Raw genomic sequence first — 21,559 nt, 5'->3', positions numbered from 1 at the left:
AAGCTACCATTCCCGGTAGATGCCACGAACGTCTGCTATATGTCAGGAGTGCAGGCTCATGATTTCGGCGGCAGCGGCTTCGCCTCTATGCTCGTGCTGGAACTCTGGTAATTTTTGCCCCCAACGCATTTAGCCGCTCGTCAATCCGCTCATAGCCTCTCTCGATCTGCTGGGCGTTGTTGATCCGCGACGTCCCATCGGCCCCCATCGCCGCAATCAGCATGGCCATTCCGGCGCGAATATCGGGACTTTCGACGCGCGCACCGCGCAATCTGGTTGGCCCGGATACGACGGCGCGATGGGGATCGCACAGCACGATCCTCGCGCCCATCGAGATCAGCTTGTCGGTGAAGAACATTCGCGATTCAAACATCTTCTCGAACATCAGTACCATGCCCTCGCACTGGGTTGCCGCGACCAACGCAATCGACATCGCATCCGCGGGGAATGCAGGCCAAGGCTGATCCTCTATCTTGGGCACATGGCCGCCAAAATCAGGTTCGATCTTCAGAGCCTGGGAAGCCGGAACGACCAAATCGTCTCCTTCGATGCGGCAGTGGATGCCCAGACGCTCGAATCCCATCAGCGTCGAGCGGAGGTGCGCTACCCCAGCCTCGCGAATTCGCAGTTCGGATCGCGTGACCGCCGCCAAGCCGATGAAGGATGCCACCTCAATGTGGTCAGGGCCTATTCGATGGGAGGCGCCATGCAATGGCCGGTCCCCATGAATGGTCATGCAGTTGGTGCCGACTCCTTCGATCTCCGCCCCCAGGGCGATCAGGAAGTTGGCGAGGTCTTGGACATGCGGCTCGGACGCGCAGTTGCGCAGTACGGTGACGCCACGCGCCGCGACAGCGGCGCAAAGCGCGTTCTCGGTCGCCGTGACAGACGGTTCGTCCAGAAACACATCGGCGCCTGTCAGATTGCGCGCTCGAAAAACATAGGCAGCGTTAACCGAGATATCCGCGCCGAGCTCACGAAGGGCGAGGAAATGCGTATCAAGGCGCCGCCGCCCGATCACATCGCCCCCTGGCGGTGGCAACGTGACCTCGCCGCAGCGCGCGAGCATCGGGCCGGCAAGCAAGATCGAAGCCCTGATGCGAGCGCAGAGATTGGGGTCAAGATCGGTGGGACTCAGTGCTCGGGCATGGATGCGCAGGGTGTTGGGACCCGTCCAGGCTGTCTCCGCGCCGATCGAGGAAATCAGTTCAAGCAGTGCCTCGACATCACGGATTCGTGGAACGTTCGACAACTCGACGGGCTGATCGGTAAGCAAGGTTGCCGCAATGATTGGTAGGGCTGCGTTCTTGTTTCCGGCTGGAAAAATACTGCCCGCGAGCTGATGCCCACCTTCTACAATATACTCGATCCGCTCGTGCGGTTGCGCCACTGCCATGTCTGCCTCATGAGTTTTTCGGCAGAAGGTAGCGAACTGACCACCGGATGCAAGCCTTGGCATCCACTAAACCAGTGCGATAGTGACATCAGGCTCCGCTCGAACCATTGTGGTCCTGCCCGGCGAATAGACCGGTCTCACAGCTATCCGAATCCCTCGCTCTTTCGGCGCACCAGAGATTGAGCGCATGAAAAACCTGCTTCAACTCGATTTCCAGACTTGTGTCTGTCGTGTCGACGAGAAGATCGTAGCTCATCCCCTGGTGAACAATATCAGCTTCGCGGCGGGCGCTACCAGCCGCTCGGTCGCCGCGTTCGCGCTCGCGCCGATCAAGCTCGTCCAGTGCGCAGGTCACGCCAATCCGAAACGTCCTAAAACCGTTAACCGCCGCGTCGAAGCTCGCGCGGTGGCGAGCGCGCAACAGGCCGGTATCGACGAAGACGCGGCATCCCGCTTCAAGGAGGCCACGAATAGCAGCATGGTGCGCATCGACCAGAAGGTCATAGGAATAGCCCACTCGTTCGATCTTGTTACCACCCTTCATTGCGGTGAGATCCGCTGGCGGAAGCGAATAGAGGACCGCATCCACTCCGAAACCCAATGTCAAAATCGGTAGGCTGTCCTGGAGAGCGCGAACCAAGGAAGTCTTGCCCGCGCTCGACGGTCCGTTCACGAGAATGCAGGATGGTAATTCACAGAGGAGATGACCCTGAATACGGTTTGGCACATCACCCATTCAATTCGCTCCTCCTAAGGCTCCGCAAACTTACGGCTCTCACCTTTCCGCCATGTTAGCTGCTTTGCGGGTCTGAGCCATACGGAATACCGTTTGCGGCGTGGTGCGATGTGGGAAAGCCGCCGTTTATCCAACTCGCGGCATTCAGCAATATGGGCTCAAAGGAGACCTTGGCCTAGGCTGCGATAGAAAGTTGTCTTGTGCGCGCTTTCCTCTGTTCCCTGTTCTCACCTTCCCGTGAGACTGCTGCCAATCCGCACCCCTCTTAACCCAATTCTCACCAAATTTTCCGAAATTACCCTGCATGACGTTTACCCAACCGCAGGAGCCCCCGTGACCGATTGGACTTCCGGCTATGTTGCCGGCATTGACTACACCTATGATTTCCACAGCCAGCTGACGCCCGCCCTGCTGGAATTCGGCGCCATGCGCCAAGGGCACCGGCACGGGCTCGATAAGGACAGGCTCAGCTATTGCGAACTGGGCTGCGGCCAAGGGTTCTCCGCCAACCTGCTGGCAGCCGCCAACCCGCATATCGAATTTCATGCGATGGACTTCAGCCCGGCCCACATCGCCGGCGCCCGCGAACTGGCGCAGGAGGGGGGGCTGGACAACATCCGCTTTCACGAACGCAGCTTCGAGGATTTCGGCGAGGCGCCCGGCCTGCCGGACAGCTTTGACATCATCGCGCTGCACGGTGTCTACAGCTGGGTCTCCGCCGAAAACCGCCAGCACATCCTCCGCTTCATCTCTGACCGTCTGCGGCCGGGCGGGTTGGTTTACGTCAGCAGCAACGCGCAGCCGGGCTGGGCCGCCGCGATGCCGCTGCGCCGCCTGCTCACCAGCCGGGCAGAGCAGGGCAGCGGCCCGCTGATGACGCGGATCCAGGATGCCATCGACTTTGCCCGCCAGCTGAGCGCGGCCGGCGCGGGGTTCTTTGCCAGCAACCCTTCCGCCGCCAAGCGTCTCAAGCATATGGACGCCATGCCCGCCAACTATCTGGCGCATGAGTATTTCAACAAGGACTGGACGCCCTTCCACTTCGAGGATCTGGCCGCAGAGCTGGCCGGCGCCAAGCTGAACTTTGCAGGCTCGGTGCATCCGCTCGACAATATCGACAGTGTCCGCTTCACGCCGCAGCAGCAGGCGCTGCTGGAGGCTGAGCCGGACCCGGACCGCCGCGAGGGCCTGCGGGACGTGCTGCTGAACGAGCATTTCCGCACCGACATCTTCGTGAAGGGCAAGCTGGCGCACACCCCGCGCGGCGAGATCGGCGCCTGGTTCGCAACACCGTTTGCGCTCACCCGCACTTACAGCGGCGGCGCGCTCCGGTTCCATCACCGCGGCAAGGACCTGCCGCTGCAGCAGGCTCAGTATGCGCCGGTTCTGAAGGCGCTCGCCCAAGGCCCCGCAACGGTGCGCAGCCTGCTGGATCAGGGCGTGTTCGGCACTATGGACTGGGGCAGCATCACCGTCCTGCTGTCCGCGCTGGCCGCCACCGGCTGCATCGCGCCCTGCCTGCCGCCAGAGGGGCTGGCCAGGCGCGAGGCCGCCTGCCGCGCCTTCAACCAGGCCGTCTGCAAGCGGGCCGAGGACAGCGAGGCGCTGCGCTTTCTGGCCTCGCCGGTCACCGGCGGCGGGGTGGAGCTTGACCGGCTTGAGCAGCTGTTCCTGCTGGCCCGCGGCGAGGGGCTGGAAACGCCCGCGGAATGGGCGGATCTGGCCTGGCGCATCCTGGCGCCGCAGGGCCAGCGCCTGCAGCACGAGGGGCGGGTGCTGGAAACCGAAGAAGAGAACCTCGCCCTGCTGCGCGCCCGGGCCGGCAAATTCGCCGCCCGCCGGCTGCCGCTGCTGGAAAGCCTGGGCGTCGCGCTGCACCGCAGCAGCACCGCCCTGGCGCAGGAGGCTGCTGCCTGATCCTGACGGCGGCGGCGGCGGTTTCGCCGCCGCCCCCGGCGCTGCCGGAAAAGTTGCGCGGCGCGTGCCGCATTAGCAATTTGAAAAGCACTGCGCGGTACACATAAACCAGCAATAAATAATCACTGACAGGAACTGACCCGTGTCCTTCGAAGACCGCACGCTGACTGCTCAGACCAGGAGCAAAGAGGCATTTTTTGCCTTGGACGAAGTGTTTTTCTCCCGCACCGATGACCGCGGTGTCATCCGGGCCGGCAACGCGGTGTTCAGCCGGGTCGCAAAATACCCGCTGGAGGAGCTGCTGGGGGCGCCGCACAAGATCATCCGCCATCCCGACATGCCGCGCGCGGTGTTCCAGCTGCTGTGGGACACCATCAAGGACGGCGGCACCGTCGGCGCCTATGTCAAGAACCGCGCCCGCGACGGCAGCTATTACTGGGTGTTTGCCGTGGTGACGCCCTGCGACGGCGGCTATCTGTCGGCGCGGATCAAACCCACCAGCCCGCTGCTGCGCACCGTGGAGCAGGAATACGTCAAGCTGCGCCAGGCAGAGCAGGCAGAGGGGTTGAGCCCGCAGGACAGCGCCGTGCTTCTGCTGGCCCGCCTGAAGGAGCTGGGCTTTGACACCTACAACGATTTTGCGGGCCACGCCCTGGCAGAGGAACTGCTGGCCCGCGATGCCGGCCTCAAGCGCCCGGCCTGCGCCCGGCTGGCCGAACGCCGCGAGATGCACGCAACCGCAGGCACGCTGGTGGGGGAGACCGAGGCGCTGGTGCAGGAGTTCGAATCCATGCGCACCATCCCGCATAACCTGCGGGTGATCGCCTCGCGGATCGAACCGGCAGGCGGGCCGGTGACGGTTCTGTCCCAGAACTACAGCTCCATGTCGCGCGACATGTCCAGCTGGTTCGAGGCCCACGTCTGGGGCAAGGACAGCAACTTCCGGGCCATCAAGGGCACCGTGACGGCGGCCATCTTTGTCGAGGGGCTGGCGCGCATCCTGACCGAATGCGGCCATCAGCTGGACCAGGAAGACGGCACCGCCTCCACCGACATCGCCCGCGAGCAGGCCATCCTGTCAGAGCTGACCGAAACCCAGTTCACCAAGGCGCGCGCCAGCCTGCATGACGTCCGCTTCGAGGCCGACCGCATCCAGAAGGCCTGCCTGACCCTGCACCGCCACTTCATGGCGCTCACCACCACCCGGGTGCTGTGCAAGATCGAATGCGCGCGGCTGGGCCATGTGGGGGAATCGCTGAACTCGATCATTGATGAGCTGGGCCAGTTCCAGGACCGGATCTCCGCCCGGCTGGAGCGCATCTCCGAGCTCAGCGCGGCGCTTGCCAGCGAGGACAAGTAACCCGCCGCCGCCGTGCGCACCCGCAACAGCCGCTGGCGCATTGCTGCTGAGTTCTGGATTATCCTGCTGTATGGCCTAGACTGACAGTCAGGCTAAGCGCTTGGGAAACGGAATGAAAAGACTGCGCAATCCCCGCACGGGGGTCGATCAGGGCGATACCGGGATCTTCTCGGACTTCGAAGACGGCGGCCAGATGTGGACCGGCACCGGCCCCCGGGAACGGCGCCGGGCGGTGCAGTTTTCCGAGCCGTTCGCCCGCCCGCCCGCCGTGCATGTGTCGGTCTCGCTGTGGGACATGGACACCTCCGCCGCGATCCGGGCAGAGCTGGTGGCGGAAAACATCACCTGCGAAGGCTTCGATGTCGTCTTCCGCACCTGGGCCGACAGCCGCGCCGCCCGTGTGCGCGCCGCCTGGCTGGCCATCGGCGACTTGCCCCATGCCGATGACTGGGACGTCGACTAGACCTTCGCCGTGAGGCTTCCAGCCTGCAGAAGCTTCTGAAACTTCGGGCACTCCAGATGGCTGGGCGCCGGGCATTCCGCCGCATGGCGCAGCGCGTCGCGCAGCGCCGACAGCTCTTGGATCTGCGCGTCCAGCGCGTCAGCGCGCGCATGCAGCTGCTCCCGCGGCAGGTCGGGCTGGCCGTTCCTGCCGAACATGGCCGCAATCTCCTGCAGCGAAAACCCCGCCGCCTTGCCCAGGGTGATCAGCGACAGCTGCACCAGCGTGCCGGGCCCGAACTGCCGCCGCAACCCCTTGCGCCCGGCCGAGGCGATCAGCCCGATCTCTTCGTAATACCGCAAGGCCGAGGCCGCCACGCCGGAGCGTTCGGCGACCTCGCCAATATCCAGAAGTTTCATCCTTGACCTCAAGCTGGCTTGAATTCGCAGGCTGCCATCCGGAACCGGAATGAACAAGGGAATTTGCGGATGACGACGGAAAACACCGGCCTTTGGCGGCAGCCCAAGGCGGTCGCGCTTTTGATGGCCGCCAGCCTCACGGTGATGGCAAATGCCACCATCAGCCCGGCACTGGCGGGGCTGCAGCAGGAGTTTGCGGATGTGCCCGATGCGGGCTTTCTGGTGCGGCTCCTGGTCACCGCGCCTTCGCTGGGGGTGATGCTGGCGGCGCCGCTGGCGGGCTGGCTCACCGACCGCGCCGGGCGGCGGCGCGTGCTGCTGGCCGGGATCTGGCTGTTCATCCTGTGCGGCACCGCGGGGTTTTACCTGCCCGACCTGCACCTGATGCTGGCCAGCCGCTTTGGCCTGGGCCTGGCGGTGGCGCTGATCATGACCGCCCAGACCGCGCTGATCGGGGACTATTTCACCGGCACCCGGCGGCAGGCGCTGACCGGCCTGCAGATCTCGGCCCGCAATTTCGGCGGGCTGGTGTTCATCGGCCTTGCCGGATTGGCCGCCACCCTGTCGCCGCGGCTGCCGTTCCTGATCTACGGGCTGGCCGCTGTTGGCCTCTACACGGTCTGGCGCTTTGCCGCCGAACCGGACCGCACCGGCGCCGGGCAGGCGCAGGCGGAGGGGGCTGGGCACCCGGCCTGGCTGGCGCTGGTGATTGCGGTCTCGGGGTTGCAGATGCTGACCAACGGGCTGTTCTTCATGATGCCGACCCAGCTGCCGTTCTTTTTTGCGTCCCAGGGGCTCAACAGCGCGCTGATGACCGGCGCCGGGCTGGGCCTCCTGTCGCTGTGCGGCGGCCTCACCGCGCTGGCCTATGCCCGCTTCAAGGGCAGTCTGCCCCATGCGGCGGTCTTTGCCGCCGGCTACAGCGCGCTGGCGCTTGGCTTTGCGGTTCTGGCGCAAGAGGGCAGCCCGGCCCTGTCCCTCAGCGGGGCGATGGCCGTCGGCGTCGGCTATGCCACGGTGTCGCCGGGCTTTGTCGCCATTGCCCTCGCCCTGGCCCCGGCAGGGCGGCGCGGCACCGCAGGGGCCATCCTCACCGCTTCGGTGTTCTGCGGCCAGTTCCTGTCGCCCTTCGCCAGCACGCCGGCGATTGCGCAATGGGGCTACGGCGGTGCCTTCGGCGCGGCTGCGGCGGTGCTGGCGCTGATGGCCGCCGCCGCGCTGGCCGCGGCGCTGCACACCGCCCGACGCCGTGCCCCGGCCTGAAACGAAAAAGCCCCGCTTGACTGCGGGGCTTTCATCAATTCCGGGGTAACAGCCGCCTCAGCCGCCGTTGGAATAGAGGCTCTCGTAAATCGGAACCAGCGTCTTGTCCTCGAACAGCGACGACACAGAGGTGCCGTGCCAGATGTTCAGGATCGCCTGGGTGAACAGCGGCGCGGTCGGCACGATGCGGATGTTCGGCGCGGCCTTCACTTCCTCGGTCGGCTGGATCGAGTCGGTCAGCACCAGCGATTTCATCACCGAGTTGGTGACGCGCTCCACCGCCGGGCCGCTCATAACGCCGTGGGTGATATAGGCGTGGACTTCCTTGGCGCCGTTGTCCAGCAGCACCTGCGCCGCCTTGCACAGGGTGCCGGCGGTGTCGCACATGTCGTCGACGATCAGGCAGATCTTGTCCTTCACGTCGCCGATCACGGTCATTTCCGCCACTTCGCCCGGCTTCTCGCGGCGCTTGTCGACGATCGACAGCGGCGCGTTGATGCGCTTGGCCAGCTCGCGGGCGCGGGCCACGCCGCCCACGTCGGGAGAGACAACCATCAGGTCGCCCATCTGGTCCTTGAACTGGGCCTTCACGTCCAGCGCAAAGATCGGGCTGGCATAAAGGTTGTCCACCGGAATGTCGAAGAAGCCCTGGATCTGCGCCGCGTGCAGGTCCATGGTCAGCACCCGCTCAACACCTGCGCCGGTCAGCATGTTCGCCACCAGCTTGGCCGAAATCGGGGTGCGCGCCTTGGTGCGGCGGTCCTGGCGGGCATAGCCGAAATAGGGGATCACTGCGGTAATCCGCTGGGCCGAGGAGCGGCGCAGCGCATCGGCGATGATCAGCAGTTCCATCAGATTGTCATTGGCCGGGTTCGAGGTCGGCTGGATGATGAACATGTCCTCGCCGCGGACGTTCTCATAGACTTCGACGAAGATCTCGCCGTCATTGAACCGCTCGACGCGGGCGTCTGCCAGCCCCTGGTCGACACCGCGGTGCAGGCTCATCCGGCGGGCAATGGCTTGGGCAAGAGGGAGGTTGGCGTTCCCAGCAATCAGCTTGGGTTCGTTCAAGGTCGGCATTGGCTGTGATCCCCAGGCAGCAATGGCAATGTGTCAGATTCGTGATATTGAACCCCGCTTATCATGCACTTACCGTCGCGCAAAGTTCTAAGCGGGAGATACAGCCTATGGCAGCATTTGATTTCTACTTTTCCACTCTTTCGCCTTTTGCCTATCTCGCCGGGACCCGCCCGTGGCAGATTGCGGCCCGCCACGGAGGTGAAGTCACCTGCAAGCCGCTGGACATCCTGGCGCTGTTTGCCCGCACCGGCGGCACGCCCCCGGGCGAGCGGCATCCGGCGCGGCAGGAATACCGGCTGATCGAGCTGCAGCGGCAGGCGGATAAGCTGGGCCTGCCCATCAATCTGAAACCTGCGCATTGGCCAACCAATGCGGCCCCTTCGGCCTATGCCATCATCGCCGCCCAGAACGCGGGCGGCGGCGATATGGCGCAGCTGGTGCATTCCATCCTGCGCGCCTGCTGGGCGGAGGAGAAGGACATCGCAGAGGACGCGGTGATCCGCGCCTGCCTCGACGGCGCCGGCTTCGACCCCGCGCTGGCGGACAGCGGGCTCCTGGCCGGCGCGGAGACCTATGCGCAAAACCTCGAGGATGCGGTCACTGCCGGCGTGTTCGGCGCGCCGTTCTGGGTGACTTCGGACGGGGCCAGGTTCTGGGGCCAGGACCGGCTGCAGGATCTGGACGCCCATCTGGCGGAGGCGGCAGGGTGACGGATCAGCTCGAAGGTATCTTCTCGCGCAGCTTCGGGCAGGGCCCGCGGCCGGTCCTGGCGGTGCATTGCTCGCTGGCCCATTCCGGCGCCTGGCGCGGCCTGGCAGAGGTGATGGCGGAGGACATCACCCTCACCGCCTTTGACATGCTGAGCCACGGCCGCAGCCCGGATTGGGACGGGCAGGGCAATTACCAGCTGCTGAACGCAAAGGCGGGCCTTGCGCTGCTGACAGAGCCGGTGGATCTGGTCGGCCATTCCTTTGGCGCCACCGTTGCCCTGCGCATGGCAATGGCGCGCCCGCATCTGGTGCGCAGCCTGACCCTGATCGAGCCGGTGCTGTTTGCCGTGGCCAGAACGGACGCCCCGGAGGTGCTGGCCGAGCTGGAGGCCGGCAACCAGCCCATCGACGCCGCCTGGGCGGCTGGCGATGTGGAGCTGACAACCCGGCTGTTCAACCGCCTGTGGGGACCGGGAGAGCCGAAATGGCCCGACCTGCCAGAACCGCTGCGCGCATCCATGATGCGGGCGATGCCGGTGATCCCGGCCAGCTACGGTACAATGTATCTGGATGAAAACGCCACCCTGGCGCCCGGGGCCTTGGACCCTGTCACCATGCCTGCACTGCTGGCAACCGGTTTGGACAGCCCGCCGGTGATGGCCGAGATCGCCCGGGGTCTCTGCCGCCGGCTGGCTGATGCCCGCACTGTCTCGGTGGCTGGTGCAGGCCACATGCTGCCGGTGACGCATCCAAACGAAACGGCGGAGTTCCTGCGCCGCTTCTGGGCTGGCGCCTAGGCTTGAAGGGCGCGGCCCGGCCTCACCACGGCTTCGCGCCCTGCTTGGCCCAGACGTCGGTGAAGTTGCCGTGGTTGGGCATTTGCACCTGTGGCAGGGTCTCTGCTGTCATCGCGGTCTCCGCATCAATCACCCCGTTGCGTTCCAGAATGAAGGCAGCCAGCGCATAGGCCTCGTCATCGCTCAGCGATTTAGGCGCCTCCAGCGGCATTGCCCGGCGGATGTAGTCAAACAGCGTGGTGGCGTAGGGCCAGTAGCTGCCGGCGGGCTTGGGCCAGACATCATTGGGGCCCACCGGCGGCATCACCGGGCCCTCGCTGCCGGTCGCGCCATGGCAGGCGGCGCATTTCGCGGCATAGATCTCCGACCCCTGTGCCGCGGTGCCGCTGCCCGCGGGCAGGCCGGTGCCATCGGGTTTTACATAGGTGGCGTAAAACGGGATCTCCGCAGCATCCAGGGGCTGGCCCAGCCCGGGCCCTTCGGCGTGGGCGGCAGCGGTGCCCAGCAGCAGGGCGGCGGCGGTGAGTTTAAAGATAGACATTATGAACCGCTCCTTCTGCTGTGACCTGCCAGGGCTGGATGGCGTTGTAATGCAGGAAGTTCGACGCGTGATAACGCGCCTTCCAGTCGGCGCGCGCAGGCTGCACCGCGCCGGTCTCATCGGTGGCGCGGCTCATCAGCACCAGCGGTGATCCGTCCCAGTGCCAAGCCTGGCTGAACCGGGTCAGCGCCTGCGGCAGCACCGGTCCGGCCAGCGCCGCCTCTGCCCAGCTTTCGCCGCCGTCTGCCGAGACCTCGACCTTGGCCACCTTGCCAGCGCCGGACCAGGCCAGCCCGGAAATTTCATACACCCCCGGCCCGCTCATCGTCATGGTGGCGGACGGGTGGGTTATGAACGACTTCACCCCCATTGCGAAGGTGAACTGGAGCGAGGAGCCATCGGCGAGGATCTCGGTATACTCCCCCGATTCATCCTTGGTATGCACCGGCGCCTCCGTCACCCACAGGCTGGTCAGCCACTTGATGTTCATATTGCCCTCCCACCCCGGGAGCAGCAGCCGCATCGGATAACCCTGCTCGGGGCGGATCCGCTCGCCGTTCTGATAGAGCGCCAGCATGCCGTCACTCATGATTTTTTCCATCGGGATCGAGCGCGCCAGGCTCGGACCGTCGGCGCCGGCGGCGACCACCCACTTCCCTTCGGGCTTCACCCCGGCTTCCTCCATCAGCACGGCCATCGGGACGCCGGTCCATTCGGTGTTCGACACCAGCCCATGCAGCATGTCGCAGCCTGCTTGCATCGGCTCCGGCATCACCGCGTTGAACAGGCTGTTGCCGGCGCATTCCAGGAAATGGGCCGCCGTCACCATCGGGTACCGCTCCAGCGCCTCCAGGCCGAATTGCAGCGGCCGCTCCACCAGCCCGTGGATCATCAGATGGTGGCGGGCCGGGTCGATGTCGGGACGGCCGCCGTGATGCACCTCGTAGTGCAGCCCGTTGGGGGTGATGGTGCCGCGCAGGCGGTGATGCGGCGTGCCGGACAGGCTGAAGGCCGGCGCCACATCCTGCCACGGCTCGATAATGGCGCGCTGCACCGCGGACTCCGCCGCCGCGGGCATACCGTAACCGCGCGCCCGCGCGCCTGCGGTCTTGCTCCATTCGGGTATCTCCGCCTCTGCCCGCGCCACGCGCGGCTGCAGCAGCCCCGCAGCGGTCCCCGCCGCAGCCGAGGCCAGCAGCATCCGGCGGTTCAGCAGCCCGCCGCCCGCGGCATAGTCCAGCGCCGCGCCGTCAATGTCGGATCGTGTCATGTGAATGTCCCCTCCCTCGCTGGCAATTGCTGCTCGCAAAAGGGCCCCAGGTCGCGGGTCTTGCCACCCGCTGCTATCGCAATTCTATCATAAAACGGGCCGCAGCAGCAGGGGCAGGGCAGGGGCGGGCCGCGGATGGCCTTTGGAATATCCGCCTCAGCCGCTAAACTCTGCTGCAGGTCACGACTGACAGGAGGCTCCCATGCCCGGACTGGATTTCTGGTATTCGATCGGCAGCACCTACAGCTACCTCACCGTGATGCGGATCGGCGATGCGGCGGCGCAGGCGGGCATTCCGGTCCGCTGGCGCCCGTTCAACGTGCGCCACGTGATGACGGTGCAAAACAACATCCCGTTCAAGGATAAGCCTGAAAAGACCGCCTATATGTGGCGCGACATCGAACGCCGGGCGCAGCGCTATGGCTTCCATGTGCGGCTGCCCGCACCCTATCCGCTGCCGGAACTGGTGCTCGCCAATCAGGTCGCGGCGCTGGGCGCGGCAGAGGGCTGGGGCGAAGCCTATACCCAGGCCGCCTACCGCTGCTGGTTCGAGGCCGGCCAGCCCGCAGGCGAGGACCCGAACCTCAGCGCCAGCCTGGAGGCCGCGGGCCAGGATCCGGCCCGTGTGCTGGAAGAGGCGCAGTCGGAAAAAACCGTCGAAATGCTGGCAGATGCAACGGAGGAGGCAATGGCCCTGGGCATCTTCGGCGCGCCCAGCTTTGCGGTGGGCAAGGAGATATTCTGGGGCGACGACCGGCTGGAGGATGCGCTGCTCTGGGCGCTGGACCGCCAGTAGCCGCCGCGGGACCCGGGATCAAAGCAGCGACAGGAACGCCCGGATGGCCTCGTCCGGCACCGACCAGTCGCAGACGAATCGCGCGGTGACCAGCTCATGCTCCGGCCCCTGCAGCAACCCGTCCCACAGGTGATAGATGGCGCCTGCCGCAAACAGCTCCTGGTGCCTGCGGCGGGGCAGGGCGGCAAAGATCATGTTGGCCTGCGCCGGATGGGTGAAATGCGCGCCCGCCGCCTCCAGCCCTTCGGCCAGCAGCGCCGCCTTGGCATTGGCCGCGCGGGCGTTCTTCAGCCACAGATCGTCGTTCAGATAGGCCAGCATCTGCGCCGAAAGATACCGGTGCTTGGAAAACAGATGCGCGCCGCGCTTGCGCCGGTACTCGAACTCCTCCGCGTGCCGGGGATCAAAGAAGATCACCGCCTCCACCCCCAGGCAGCCGTTCTTGGTGCCGCCGAAGGAGACCGCATCCACACCCGCTTTCCACGTCATCTCGGCGGGTGTGCAGCCCAGCGACACCAGCGCATTGGTGAAGCGCGCGCCGTCCATATGCACCGGCAGCCCGTATTCCTTGGCAGCCGCACAGACGGCCTGCAGCTCCGTCAGGCTGTAAACGGTGCCGAACTCCGTCACCTGCGTCAGCGACACCGGCCCCCGCTGCGGCCCGTGCACACCGCGGGTCTCCTCGCCCTCGATGGCGGCGCGCAGGCCTTCGGAGGTCATCTTGTCGGCTTCCGTCACCAGCGTCAGCTTGGCGCCGCCGGTGTAGAATTCCGGCGCGTTGCATTCGTCCATGTTGATATGGGCAGGCCGGGTGCAGAACACCGTCTGCCACGGCTGCGCCAGGGTCGACAGCGCCAGCACATTGGCGGCGGTGCCGGTCGCGACCAGATAGACCGCCGCCTCCGGCGCCTCAAAGATCTCCCGGATCCGCGCCGTCACCTCGGCCATTTCCGCATCCGCCCCATAGCCCATGGCATAGCCCCGGTTGGCTGCGGCCAGAGCGTCAAGGATCTGCTGCGGCACCGGGCCGGAATTGTCGGAGGCGAAATGCATCGGGCTGGGTCCTTGCTCTGTTGCGGCTGTCCGCCCCCAGACCTAAGCCAGCCCCGCGCTGCTGCCAAGCCGGGAATGGCCTGCCCGCCGGAACGTCAGAACACCCCGGCCAGGAAATACCCCAGCGCAATCCCGGCCGCCGCCGCGGCCGAGGACCACAGCGACAGCTGCGCGCTCAGCCTGGACCGGTGCCAGGCGCGGATTTCAGCCTCCTGCCGCGGGCTCAGCCCCTGACCGGCCAGAAAGGCCCTGGCCTTGCGCTCATCCGTGGCGGTGAAATAGGTGCCATGCTCAAAAGGCATTTTCTGCTGCCCCCTTTTTTGCCCCGGTTCGACAGCCGCCGCCCGGCCAGACGGCAGCCGCAACCGGCTGGCAGCAGTTTCGGCCTGGACAGGGAGATTTGCAACCTGTGGTTGCGTCGTATGCGCCTCAAATTGAACGCGATCCGCGCCCCCCCCAGCCCCCCGGCGGCGCCTGCTCAGCCCAGCGGCTCGTCGATGATGTGGTCTTCCCAGTCTTCTTCGGCGATCTCGAATTCCGACACCGTCCAGCCGCGCACCGACACGCCTGCCTCATGCACGCTCTCCGGCGTGCCGGTCAGCAGCGGGTGCCACTCCGGCAGCGGCTTGCCCTGCCACAGCAGCCGGTAGGCGCAGGTCTGCGGCATCCAATAGGCGTGGGTGTCCAGGTTGTCCGGTTTCAGCACGATGCATTCCGGCACGAACTGATGCCGGATCGGATACTGCGCACAGCGGCAGCTGCTATCGTCCAGCAGGCGGCAGGCCACCCGGGTCAGAGCCACCTCGCCGCTGTCCTCATCCTCCAGCTTGTTCAGGCAGCACTTGCCGCAGCCGTCGCACAGCGCTTCCCATTCATTCTGGCTCATCTTGGCCAGCGGCTTCTTCTCCCAGAACCGCTTGCCCAGGCCGGAGCGGTCGATCACATCCTTGCCCGGTTTCATAGCGCCGCCAGGATTTCACGCGCCCGGGCGCAATCTGCATCCATCTGGGCGGTCAGCGCCTCCAGCCCGTCGAACTTCAGCTCAGGCCGCAGGAATTCCACCAGCCCCACCGACAGCGTCGCACCATAAAGATCGCCGGAGAAATCAAACAGATAGGTCTCGATATTCGGCACAACGCCGCCGAACATCGGCCGGACCCCGATCGAGGCCGCACCAAAGTAGCTGCCCTTATGCGGCCCGTCCAGAGCATCGACCAGCACCGCGTAGACGCCGAACCGCGGCTGGTGCAGCCCGTCGATTGACATGTTGGCGGTTGGAAAGCCCAGCTCCCGCCCGCGCTGCTCGCCGCCGATCACCACGCCCTCGATCCGGTGCCAATGGCCCAGCATCTCCTTGGCATCCGCAGGCCGGCCTTCGCTCAGCGCATTGCGGATCGCGGTGGAGGACACGGCATGTTCGGAATATTCCATCAAGGGCGCAATGGTGACGCCAAACCCGTACTGCTCGCCAAAGCGCTGCAGGTCCGCGGCATCGCCCGCACGCCCCTTGCCGAAACAGAAATCGGCGCCCACCACCACATGCGCCAGCCCCAGCCCTTCGGCAATCACGTCGCGGGCAAACTCCTCCGGCGTCAGGCTCGACAGCGCGGTGTTGAAATTCAGCTCATAGAGCCGCTCCACCCCCAGCTTCTCCAGCCGGTGGGCCCGGGTTTCGGCCCGCATCAGGCGAAAGGGCGGCGCATCGGGTGCAAAATACTCGCGCGGGTGCGGCTCAAAGGTCATCACCCCCAGCGGCGCGCCGGGGACGGCCTTGCGGGCCAGCTCGATCACCGACTGATGGCCCAGATGCACGCCGTCGAAGTTGCCGATGGCAACGGTGGCGCCCCGGTCCTGGTGTTCGACGAATTCAAAATCTCTGACGATACGCATGGCGCATCCGTACCCGCACCCGCGCGGCGGTTCAAGCGGCCAGTGGCGCTCAGAACCTTCGCTACAACACTCTCTCAATTTTGAAAGGTGGAAACTTCTCGCCGTATTGTTCCGAGGCTGCGGCCCGAAACTCCTGTATGATATCCCACGCACGTGGGATGTCTTCTTTAAGATTCTCCATGATTTGTCCAAGCAAAGAATTCAGCTGAGCTTCCCGCATTTCTATCCTGGTCTTTTTGTCGGTTTCAAATGCAGCTGATAGCTGTGTTCCTTCGCCAAGTTTGCCTTCTGACAAGTTTTCGAGTAGAAACGTGTCCATTTCCTTACGCAGTTCGTTGTACTGATCGGCCGCAACCAAAGTCGTCGCAAGGCGCCTTTGGATTAGATGCACTTCATTCAGCAAATCAGCTTTCTGGGCGCGTATAAGAAACGCTGTTTCTTTGGGCGCAACGTTCTCTAAATCATATGGAGCTCCCACTAGGGCTCTAACTTTTGCCCATGGCTCCATATCAGCGTGGCCTTTCCTGTTTGCGATATCAAACATCTCGTTGATCTGCCGCTCTAGGTTGGCCGCGGAGTTGTGCCCATCAAGAAGCTTGTGGAACACAGCGTAAGCGCTCTCAGCTCCGGCGAACTCCCGATCTTCTGAACGGGCTTTGCGTGCGCTTTGGTTTTGCACCCAAGTTGCCAATAGCGAACCCAACATCGCAAGAACGCCACCTATGATGGCTGCAAGCATGGGAATCCAGATGTCGTCGCTGACTTCTAAGTCTAGAAAAGCTAGGTCCAAGAAACTCTCCTGAATAACAATATTGACTTGAAGGGGAGCCTGTGTGGACCCGTTTCAAGCGCTTGTCTCTGCTTCGAAAAAATAACTTGATAACAACTTTGCAAGGTCCGCAGGGAAAGAAGTTCTGCAGATGATGGTTTGCTTCCAAAGCCGTTGCATTTCCACCGCACGCCCCCTTCACGCAATCCTCATGGCCCTGCGCCACACTGGCTCCTGATCGAGATCACCCGCCATGGTCCCGCGCGCGGGGCCATGATACGAGGCGCAGGCATCTGTGGAGCTGCCTGCGCAACACCCGGAGACCGGCCCTGATAAAAAGGGGGTCGTCCAAGCGAGCTTGTCCGAGCAGGCCCCCGGCGGGGTCTGTCCACCTCCATCCGGCGGCGCCGCCCCCTTAACTGGGTTTCAGCGCATAAACGGAAACGAAAAGACCGAAACGGCACAATCCGGCAAAGCAAAACCGCCAAGGGCAACGGCCCCCGGCGGCGGAAACGGCTGCGTGCGGAAAACTCAGTCGAACTTGCGCGACGGCGCCATCACCATGGCCTCGCCCACCAGCACCTTCTTGCCGTTGACGATGCAGCGGCAGTCCAGCTTGACCCGGCGCTTGTCGATCACGATGTCGGTCACCTCGACCTCCGCCAGCACCAGATCGCCCGGCCGCACCGGCGCCAGGAACTTCAGCGACTGGCTCATGTAGATGGTGCCATGGCCCGGCAGCTGCTCGCCGATCACCGCCGAGATCAGCCCCGCGGTCAGCATGCCATGCGCGATCCGGCCCTCGAAAATCGTGTCCCGGGCATAGGCGTCGTCCAGATGCACCGGATTGCGGTCGGTGGAGACCTCGGCAAACATCTGGATGTCCTCATCGGTGATAACTTTGCGCAAGTAGCGCACCATGCCCATCTCGATGTCTTCGATGCAGATGGTCCCGCGCGGCATGTTGTCCAACATTCGATCCTCCGTTCACCTGTCTGGCCCCAGGCGCCGATGAAATAATTGCGCGCTCCATTGCCCGCTTGCGCAACTTTATTACTTTGCAGTTGCAGAAAATCAAGAGGGTTTGACAAAAGAAAACCCCGCCTGTTGCGGCGGGGTCCGGCTGGCAGATGCTGCGCGATGCCCGTTCGCAGGGGCCGGGCAGAGGCGGTTTAGCGCAGGAAACCAATGGCATAGGCCGGGCTGGCCTGCTCCTTCTGCAGATAGGTCTCCAGCGCCGCCGGGTCCGGCTGGACCGATGTTTTTGTCTCACTGGCTGCCAGGCCGCCGGTGATGAACAGGGAATCGATACCTTCGCCCATGGCGCCGGCAATATCGGTGTGCGGCCCGTCGCCGATCGCCAGGATATCCGCATCCGCAACGTCCTGGCCCAACTCCGCCAGGCGGCGGCGCGCCAGATCATAGATCGGCGGATGCGGCTTGCCGAAATACAGGCTCTCGCCGCCCATCTCGGTATAAAGCCGCGCCAGGGCGCCCGCGCACCACTCCCGCGTCTCGCCGCGGTCCACCACGATATCGGGATTGGCGCACAGCAGCTTCATCCCCATCTGCTTGGCATACAGGAAATCGGGCCGGTTCACCGCCGGGTCCGCATGCGGGTCGAACGGGCCGCAGCAAACGATGCCCTCGGCCTCCTTCAGCGGCACCCGGGTGATCTCCACCGGGTCGTGGATCACATGCAGCGGCTCGAAAAAGCCCGCATCGCGTTCCCACTCGCCCATGAAATAGACCTTGTTGCCGACCGCCCCGGTGAACATCGCCGCCCGCGCGGAATCGCCGCTGGTGGCAATGGTGTCATAGGCATCCTGCGGCACGTTGAACTGCCCCAGTTGCGCCGCCACGCCCGCGCGCGGTTTCGGCGAATTGGTGACCAGCACCACGATGCCGCCCTTTGCCCGGTACGCCTGCAGCGCCGCCACCGCCTCGGGAAAGGAGGTGATCCCGTTGTGCACGCAGCCCCACAGGTCGACGAACAGCGCCTTGTACCGGCCGGAGACTTCGGAAAGGGAGGAGATGATCTGGGTCATGGCAGCTTCTTCCACACAAAAAGGTCCTTTGGGTCTACCTATGGCAGAGGCTCCTTGCGAAGGCCAGTGCGGCAGCGGCGGGTGCTGCCACGAAAAAACAGCGCAAAAACCCCGCCGCCGCCTCTGCGCCTTCAGAATTGCTTAAATATAAGCGGGAAAGGTTGGCGCTGAAAACAGCTCCAAGGTGTGTTCCCCATGTTCCGTACGTTATCCATGAAGACCCGGTTTCTCATTTCCGGTGTTATTTCCGTCGCCGCGATTCTGATCCTGTCCTCCTTCGCGGTCTACAGCCTCTGGCAAAGCGAGCTTGAGCTGGAACGGCAAATCAGCGCGACCCAGGCCTCCCGCCATGTGCTGCGGGCAGACATGATGCACGACGCGGTGGAGGCCTCGGTGCTCTCCGCCGTGCTTGTCGGAGCGGATGGCTCGCCGGAGGAGAAGGCAGACTCCCGCGCCAAGGCCGCGGAGAAGGATGCGGTCTTCCGCGAAGAAATGTCGGCCCTTCAGGCGATGGAGCTGGAGGCGGAAGTGAGCCGCCTTCTGGAGGCGGCTCTGCCGCAGATGGACCGCTTCCTGCGCGCTGCCAGTGAAACCATAGACACCGCGCTCACCGGCGGGCCAGGGCTGGAGGCGGCTCTGTCCGCGTTTCAGACCCAGTCTGACGAGCTTGGCACCGTCCTGGGGCCGCTGGGGGACACCATCATCAGCAACGCGCGCGCCACCGCCGTGTCGGCCCGCGCGCATGACATGATGCTGCTCTATTCGCTGCTCGCGGTGTCCGCTGCCCTGATCATTCTGTCCATTTACAATGCCCGCAAGATGACGCTGAACGTCGTGCGCCCCGTCGGCCGGCTGCGGGCGGCCCTGCGTGAGGTGGCCGAGGGTGAATTCGGCATCAAGGTGGCCGACCGGATGCGCCAGGACGATTTCGGCGATATCGCCGGCGCCATCGACAAGGTGTCGGCCCGGGTGATCTCCGCCCTGGACGAGCAGAATGCGCTGCGTCAGGAAAGCGAGCAGGTGATCGAGCGCCTGCGCAAGGGTCTCAAGCGGCTGTCGAACGGCGATCTGAGCGACCGGATCGCAGAACCGTTCACTGCGGACTACGACCCGCTGCGGGTGCATTACAATGAAACCGTCGACCGGCTGAACGAGCTGATGTCCGAGGTGGTGCAGGCCGGCGTCCGGATCCAGCGGCAGTCGGGGGAAATCCAGACCGCGTCGGAGGATCTGTCGTCGCGCACCGAAAGCCAGGCCGCCACCCTGGAGCAGACCGCCGCCGCGCTGGATCAGATGACCGCCAGCGTCAACTCCTCGGCCCGCAACGCCCAGGAGGTGCAGGAAGTGGTGAACTCCGCCCGCAGGGATGTGGAGCACAGCGGCCAGGTGGTCGAAGGCGCCGTCAGCGCGATGAACGCGATCGAAACCTCTTCCCAGCAGATCTCGCAGATTATCGGCGTGATCGACGACATCGCCTTCCAGACCAACCTCCTGGCGCTCAACGCCGGGGTCGAGGCGGCCCGCGCGGGCGAAGTCGGCCGCGGCTTTGCGGTGGTGGCCTCCGAAGTGCGGGCGCTGGCGCAGCGGTCCTCGGATGCGGCGATGGAAATCAAGACCCTGATCAGCACCAGCTCCGCCCATGTGGAGGACGGCGTGCGCAAGGTGGACGGCGCCGGCAAGGCGCTGACAACCGTGGTCAGCCAGGTCAGCAACATCGCCGAGCTGGTGTCGGGCATCTCCAGCGAATCCGCCGAACAGGCGCAGGGTCTGAACGAGATCAATATCGGCGTCTCCCAGCTGGATTCGGTGACCCAGCAGAATGCCTCCATGGTGGAGCAGTCCGGGTCCGCCATCCGCTCGATGAATGCCGAGACCGTGGGACTGAACCGGCTGGTCGGCCAGTTCACCCTGCGCGAGGGGCAGGGCGCGGCGGCGGTGCAGATGCCGGCTGCGGAGGCCTGGGACGATACCCCCGCGGCGCATCCGGCGGAGCCTTCCTTGCCGGAGCCTGAAATGGCCAGCCCGGCGCAGGATGATGCCCGCTGGGAAGACTTCAATGACGGCAGCGAAGCCTGGCGGGAGGAGGACGCGCCGTTTTCCAAATCGGCCTGAGCCCTGCCAGGGCCGCACGCAGGCCGGCGTCTCAGCCGGCCTTGCCTGCGTCCGGCGGTCAGGATCAGCGGCCGCAGACGGCGCCGTCCGGCACCGCTGCGCGCTCCGCTTGAGGCTGGCCGCGCCATGCCGGGCGCCGCCCGGCGCCTGCCGCCGCCCGATACCCGGCAAGGCCGTGGCCCGGCCGCGGGCGGCAGCTAACTCCTATCAATATCGATAGGTTGGCGCCGCGCCGGGATTTTGGCACCCTGCTCCGGCGGCCCGGCCATCGGCTGAGGTGCCGCCTCTGGCAGGCGCAAGTGTAACGAGTAACGGCGGCCCCTGGCGTTCAGGGGCATCAGGTGCGCCGGGGGGCAGTGCCGGCCGGAGCTGGCAGCACCTGCCAGAGGCCTCTTCCCAGGCGGGCGCGCAACCCGTGTCAGGAATAAAGGGGGGGGAGGACATGACATCCGTTAAGCAAAGCCTCAGACTGGCCGTGGCGGCCTGCGTTCTGGCTGCCATGCCCGCAGCACCGGCTCTGGCCGGCGGCAAGCCCAAAGGCGCCAAGGCAACCCCGCCCGAGGTGATCCTTCAGCTTTATGCGGGCAAGACCTCGAACTGGAACAGCGGCGGCCATGCCTATTGGGCGGCGGACGGCCGCTTCCAGGGGATCAACAAAACCAAGGACGCCGTTGGCATCGGCAAATGGTATGTGACGCGCAAGGGTAAACTCTGCCACGAGGCCAACTGGCACAAGGCCGAAGGCGGTGCGGTCAAGGCCTATCCGCACAAGAGCTGCTGGCAGTTCGTCACCGCTCCGGACGGCACCGTGTGGGAGCGTTACCTGAACGAGGACGGCGACTGGTACCGGCACAAGCAAAGCAAGCAGGTCAGCGGCAACAGCCAGCAGCGCCAGTTCCGCAAGATCAGCCGGGATCTGGGGCTGTAGCCCGGCCGCCCTGCCGCAAGGCCGGCGCCTGC

Annotated in this window: 22 protein-coding genes; 9 read left to right on the top strand and 13 right to left on the bottom strand. The window is 65.0% G+C overall.

Features of this window, described 5'->3' with window-relative positions:
* Window positions 1-85: 85 nt before the first annotated feature.
* Both murA and PHA8399_RS10235 read right to left on the bottom strand, forming a co-directional pair.
* Window positions 86-1,396, bottom strand: a complete 1,311-nt coding sequence (gene murA / locus PHA8399_RS10240) for a UDP-N-acetylglucosamine 1-carboxyvinyltransferase (protein ID WP_058286040.1) — start codon at window positions 1,394-1,396, stop codon at window positions 86-88.
* Window positions 1,397-1,484: 88 nt separating this feature from the next.
* The gene (locus tag PHA8399_RS10235) at window positions 1,485-2,132 is read right to left on the bottom strand and encodes a phosphotransferase-like protein (RefSeq protein ID WP_082649514.1); all 648 of its coding nucleotides are present in this window, start codon (window positions 2,130-2,132) and stop codon (window positions 1,485-1,487) included.
* Window positions 2,133-2,465: 333 nt separating this feature from the next.
* Here PHA8399_RS10235 and PHA8399_RS10230 point away from each other — a divergent pair, with 333 nt between their 5' ends.
* The 3 genes from PHA8399_RS10230 (at window position 2,466) to PHA8399_RS10220 (ending at window position 5,872) form a co-directional block, all read left to right on the top strand.
* Window positions 2,466-4,049: a class I SAM-dependent methyltransferase gene (locus PHA8399_RS10230; protein WP_058286038.1), complete on the top strand. Its 1,584-nt coding sequence runs from the start codon at window positions 2,466-2,468 to the stop codon at window positions 4,047-4,049.
* A gap of 142 nt (window positions 4,050-4,191) precedes the next feature.
* A complete protein-coding gene (locus PHA8399_RS10225) occupies window positions 4,192-5,409 on the top strand; it encodes a PAS domain-containing protein (protein WP_058286037.1) in 1,218 nt (405 codons plus the stop codon).
* Window positions 5,410-5,521: 112 nt separating this feature from the next.
* Window positions 5,522-5,872, top strand: a complete 351-nt coding sequence (locus tag PHA8399_RS10220; RefSeq protein WP_058286036.1) for an H-type lectin domain-containing protein — start codon at window positions 5,522-5,524, stop codon at window positions 5,870-5,872.
* Here PHA8399_RS10220 and PHA8399_RS10215 read toward each other — a convergent pair.
* The gene (locus PHA8399_RS10215; protein WP_058286035.1) at window positions 5,869-6,270 is read right to left on the bottom strand and encodes a helix-turn-helix domain-containing protein; all 402 of its coding nucleotides are present in this window, start codon (window positions 6,268-6,270) and stop codon (window positions 5,869-5,871) included. The two genes, PHA8399_RS10220 and PHA8399_RS10215, sit on opposite strands and share 4 nt — an antisense overlap.
* A gap of 69 nt (window positions 6,271-6,339) precedes the next feature.
* Here PHA8399_RS10215 and PHA8399_RS10210 point away from each other — a divergent pair, with 69 nt between their 5' ends.
* On the top strand, window positions 6,340-7,533 hold the full coding sequence (locus PHA8399_RS10210) for an MFS transporter (protein ID WP_058286034.1): 1,194 nt from the start codon (window positions 6,340-6,342) through the stop codon (window positions 7,531-7,533).
* Window positions 7,534-7,590: 57 nt separating this feature from the next.
* On the opposite strand, the gene PHA8399_RS10205 is transcribed toward PHA8399_RS10210, so the two are convergent.
* Window positions 7,591-8,613, bottom strand: coding sequence for a ribose-phosphate pyrophosphokinase (locus PHA8399_RS10205; RefSeq protein WP_008556654.1), 1,023 nt, complete (start codon window positions 8,611-8,613; stop codon window positions 7,591-7,593).
* Between the two features lie 107 nt (window positions 8,614-8,720).
* On the opposite strand from PHA8399_RS10205, the gene PHA8399_RS10200 reads away from it, so the two are divergent.
* Window positions 8,721-9,323 carry a 2-hydroxychromene-2-carboxylate isomerase gene (locus PHA8399_RS10200; RefSeq protein ID WP_058286033.1) on the top strand — a complete coding sequence of 201 codons (603 nt, stop codon included), beginning with the start codon at window positions 8,721-8,723 and terminating at the stop codon, window positions 9,321-9,323.
* Window positions 9,320-10,120, top strand: coding sequence for an alpha/beta fold hydrolase (locus PHA8399_RS10195; RefSeq protein WP_058286032.1), 801 nt, complete (start codon window positions 9,320-9,322; stop codon window positions 10,118-10,120). Before PHA8399_RS10200 ends, PHA8399_RS10195 begins: the two co-directional genes overlap by 4 nt.
* A gap of 22 nt (window positions 10,121-10,142) precedes the next feature.
* Here PHA8399_RS10195 and PHA8399_RS10190 read toward each other — a convergent pair whose 3' ends face one another.
* Together PHA8399_RS10190 and soxC are read right to left on the bottom strand one after the other, a co-directional pair.
* Entirely contained in the window at window positions 10,143-10,661 is a 519-nt protein-coding gene (locus PHA8399_RS10190) for a c-type cytochrome (protein ID WP_058286031.1), read from the bottom strand.
* Window positions 10,648-11,931, bottom strand: a complete 1,284-nt coding sequence (soxC, locus tag PHA8399_RS10185) for a sulfite dehydrogenase (protein WP_058286030.1) — start codon at window positions 11,929-11,931, stop codon at window positions 10,648-10,650. The genes PHA8399_RS10190 and soxC overlap by 14 nt, the downstream gene beginning before the upstream one ends.
* A gap of 202 nt (window positions 11,932-12,133) precedes the next feature.
* Here soxC and PHA8399_RS10180 point away from each other — a divergent pair, with 202 nt between their 5' ends.
* A complete protein-coding gene (locus PHA8399_RS10180; RefSeq protein ID WP_058286029.1) occupies window positions 12,134-12,727 on the top strand; it encodes a 2-hydroxychromene-2-carboxylate isomerase in 594 nt (197 codons plus the stop codon).
* A gap of 18 nt (window positions 12,728-12,745) precedes the next feature.
* On the opposite strand, the gene PHA8399_RS10175 is transcribed toward PHA8399_RS10180, so the two are convergent.
* The 7 genes from PHA8399_RS10175 to PHA8399_RS10145 form a co-directional block, all read right to left on the bottom strand.
* Entirely contained in the window at window positions 12,746-13,780 is a 1,035-nt protein-coding gene (locus PHA8399_RS10175; protein ID WP_058286028.1) for a threonine aldolase family protein, read from the bottom strand.
* 95 nt (window positions 13,781-13,875) lie between these two features.
* Window positions 13,876-14,082 carry a hypothetical protein gene (locus PHA8399_RS10170; protein ID WP_058286027.1) on the bottom strand — a complete coding sequence of 69 codons (207 nt, stop codon included), beginning with the start codon at window positions 14,080-14,082 and terminating at the stop codon, window positions 13,876-13,878.
* Between the two features lie 176 nt (window positions 14,083-14,258).
* Window positions 14,259-14,741, bottom strand: a complete 483-nt coding sequence (locus tag PHA8399_RS10165; protein WP_058286026.1) for a YcgN family cysteine cluster protein — start codon at window positions 14,739-14,741, stop codon at window positions 14,259-14,261.
* Window positions 14,738-15,670 (bottom strand): bifunctional riboflavin kinase/FAD synthetase, encoded by a 933-nt coding sequence (locus PHA8399_RS10160; RefSeq protein WP_058286025.1) that lies wholly within the window; start codon window positions 15,668-15,670, stop codon window positions 14,738-14,740. Before PHA8399_RS10160 ends, PHA8399_RS10165 begins: the two co-directional genes overlap by 4 nt.
* A gap of 61 nt (window positions 15,671-15,731) precedes the next feature.
* Window positions 15,732-16,460 carry a hypothetical protein gene (locus PHA8399_RS10155; protein ID WP_058286024.1) on the bottom strand — a complete coding sequence of 243 codons (729 nt, stop codon included), beginning with the start codon at window positions 16,458-16,460 and terminating at the stop codon, window positions 15,732-15,734.
* A 510-nt stretch (window positions 16,461-16,970) separates the two neighbouring features.
* Window positions 16,971-17,414 (bottom strand): MaoC family dehydratase, encoded by a 444-nt coding sequence (locus PHA8399_RS10150; protein WP_058286023.1) that lies wholly within the window; start codon window positions 17,412-17,414, stop codon window positions 16,971-16,973.
* A 197-nt stretch (window positions 17,415-17,611) separates the two neighbouring features.
* Entirely contained in the window at window positions 17,612-18,487 is an 876-nt protein-coding gene (locus tag PHA8399_RS10145) for a TIGR01459 family HAD-type hydrolase (RefSeq protein WP_058286022.1), read from the bottom strand.
* A 195-nt stretch (window positions 18,488-18,682) separates the two neighbouring features.
* On the opposite strand from PHA8399_RS10145, the gene PHA8399_RS10140 reads away from it, so the two are divergent.
* Entirely contained in the window at window positions 18,683-20,599 is a 1,917-nt protein-coding gene (locus PHA8399_RS10140; protein WP_244270190.1) for a methyl-accepting chemotaxis protein, read from the top strand.
* A gap of 442 nt (window positions 20,600-21,041) precedes the next feature.
* On the top strand, window positions 21,042-21,527 hold the full coding sequence (locus tag PHA8399_RS10135; protein WP_058286020.1) for a DUF995 domain-containing protein: 486 nt from the start codon (window positions 21,042-21,044) through the stop codon (window positions 21,525-21,527).
* Window positions 21,528-21,559 lie beyond the last annotated feature (32 nt).

Source organism: Leisingera aquaemixtae (assembly GCF_001458395.1).
In the GTDB taxonomy this organism is placed as follows: Bacteria; Pseudomonadota; Alphaproteobacteria; order Rhodobacterales; family Rhodobacteraceae; genus Leisingera; species Leisingera aquaemixtae.
The sequence above is the reverse complement of the archived record's forward strand: the minus strand, read 5'-3'. Positions and strand labels throughout refer to the sequence as shown.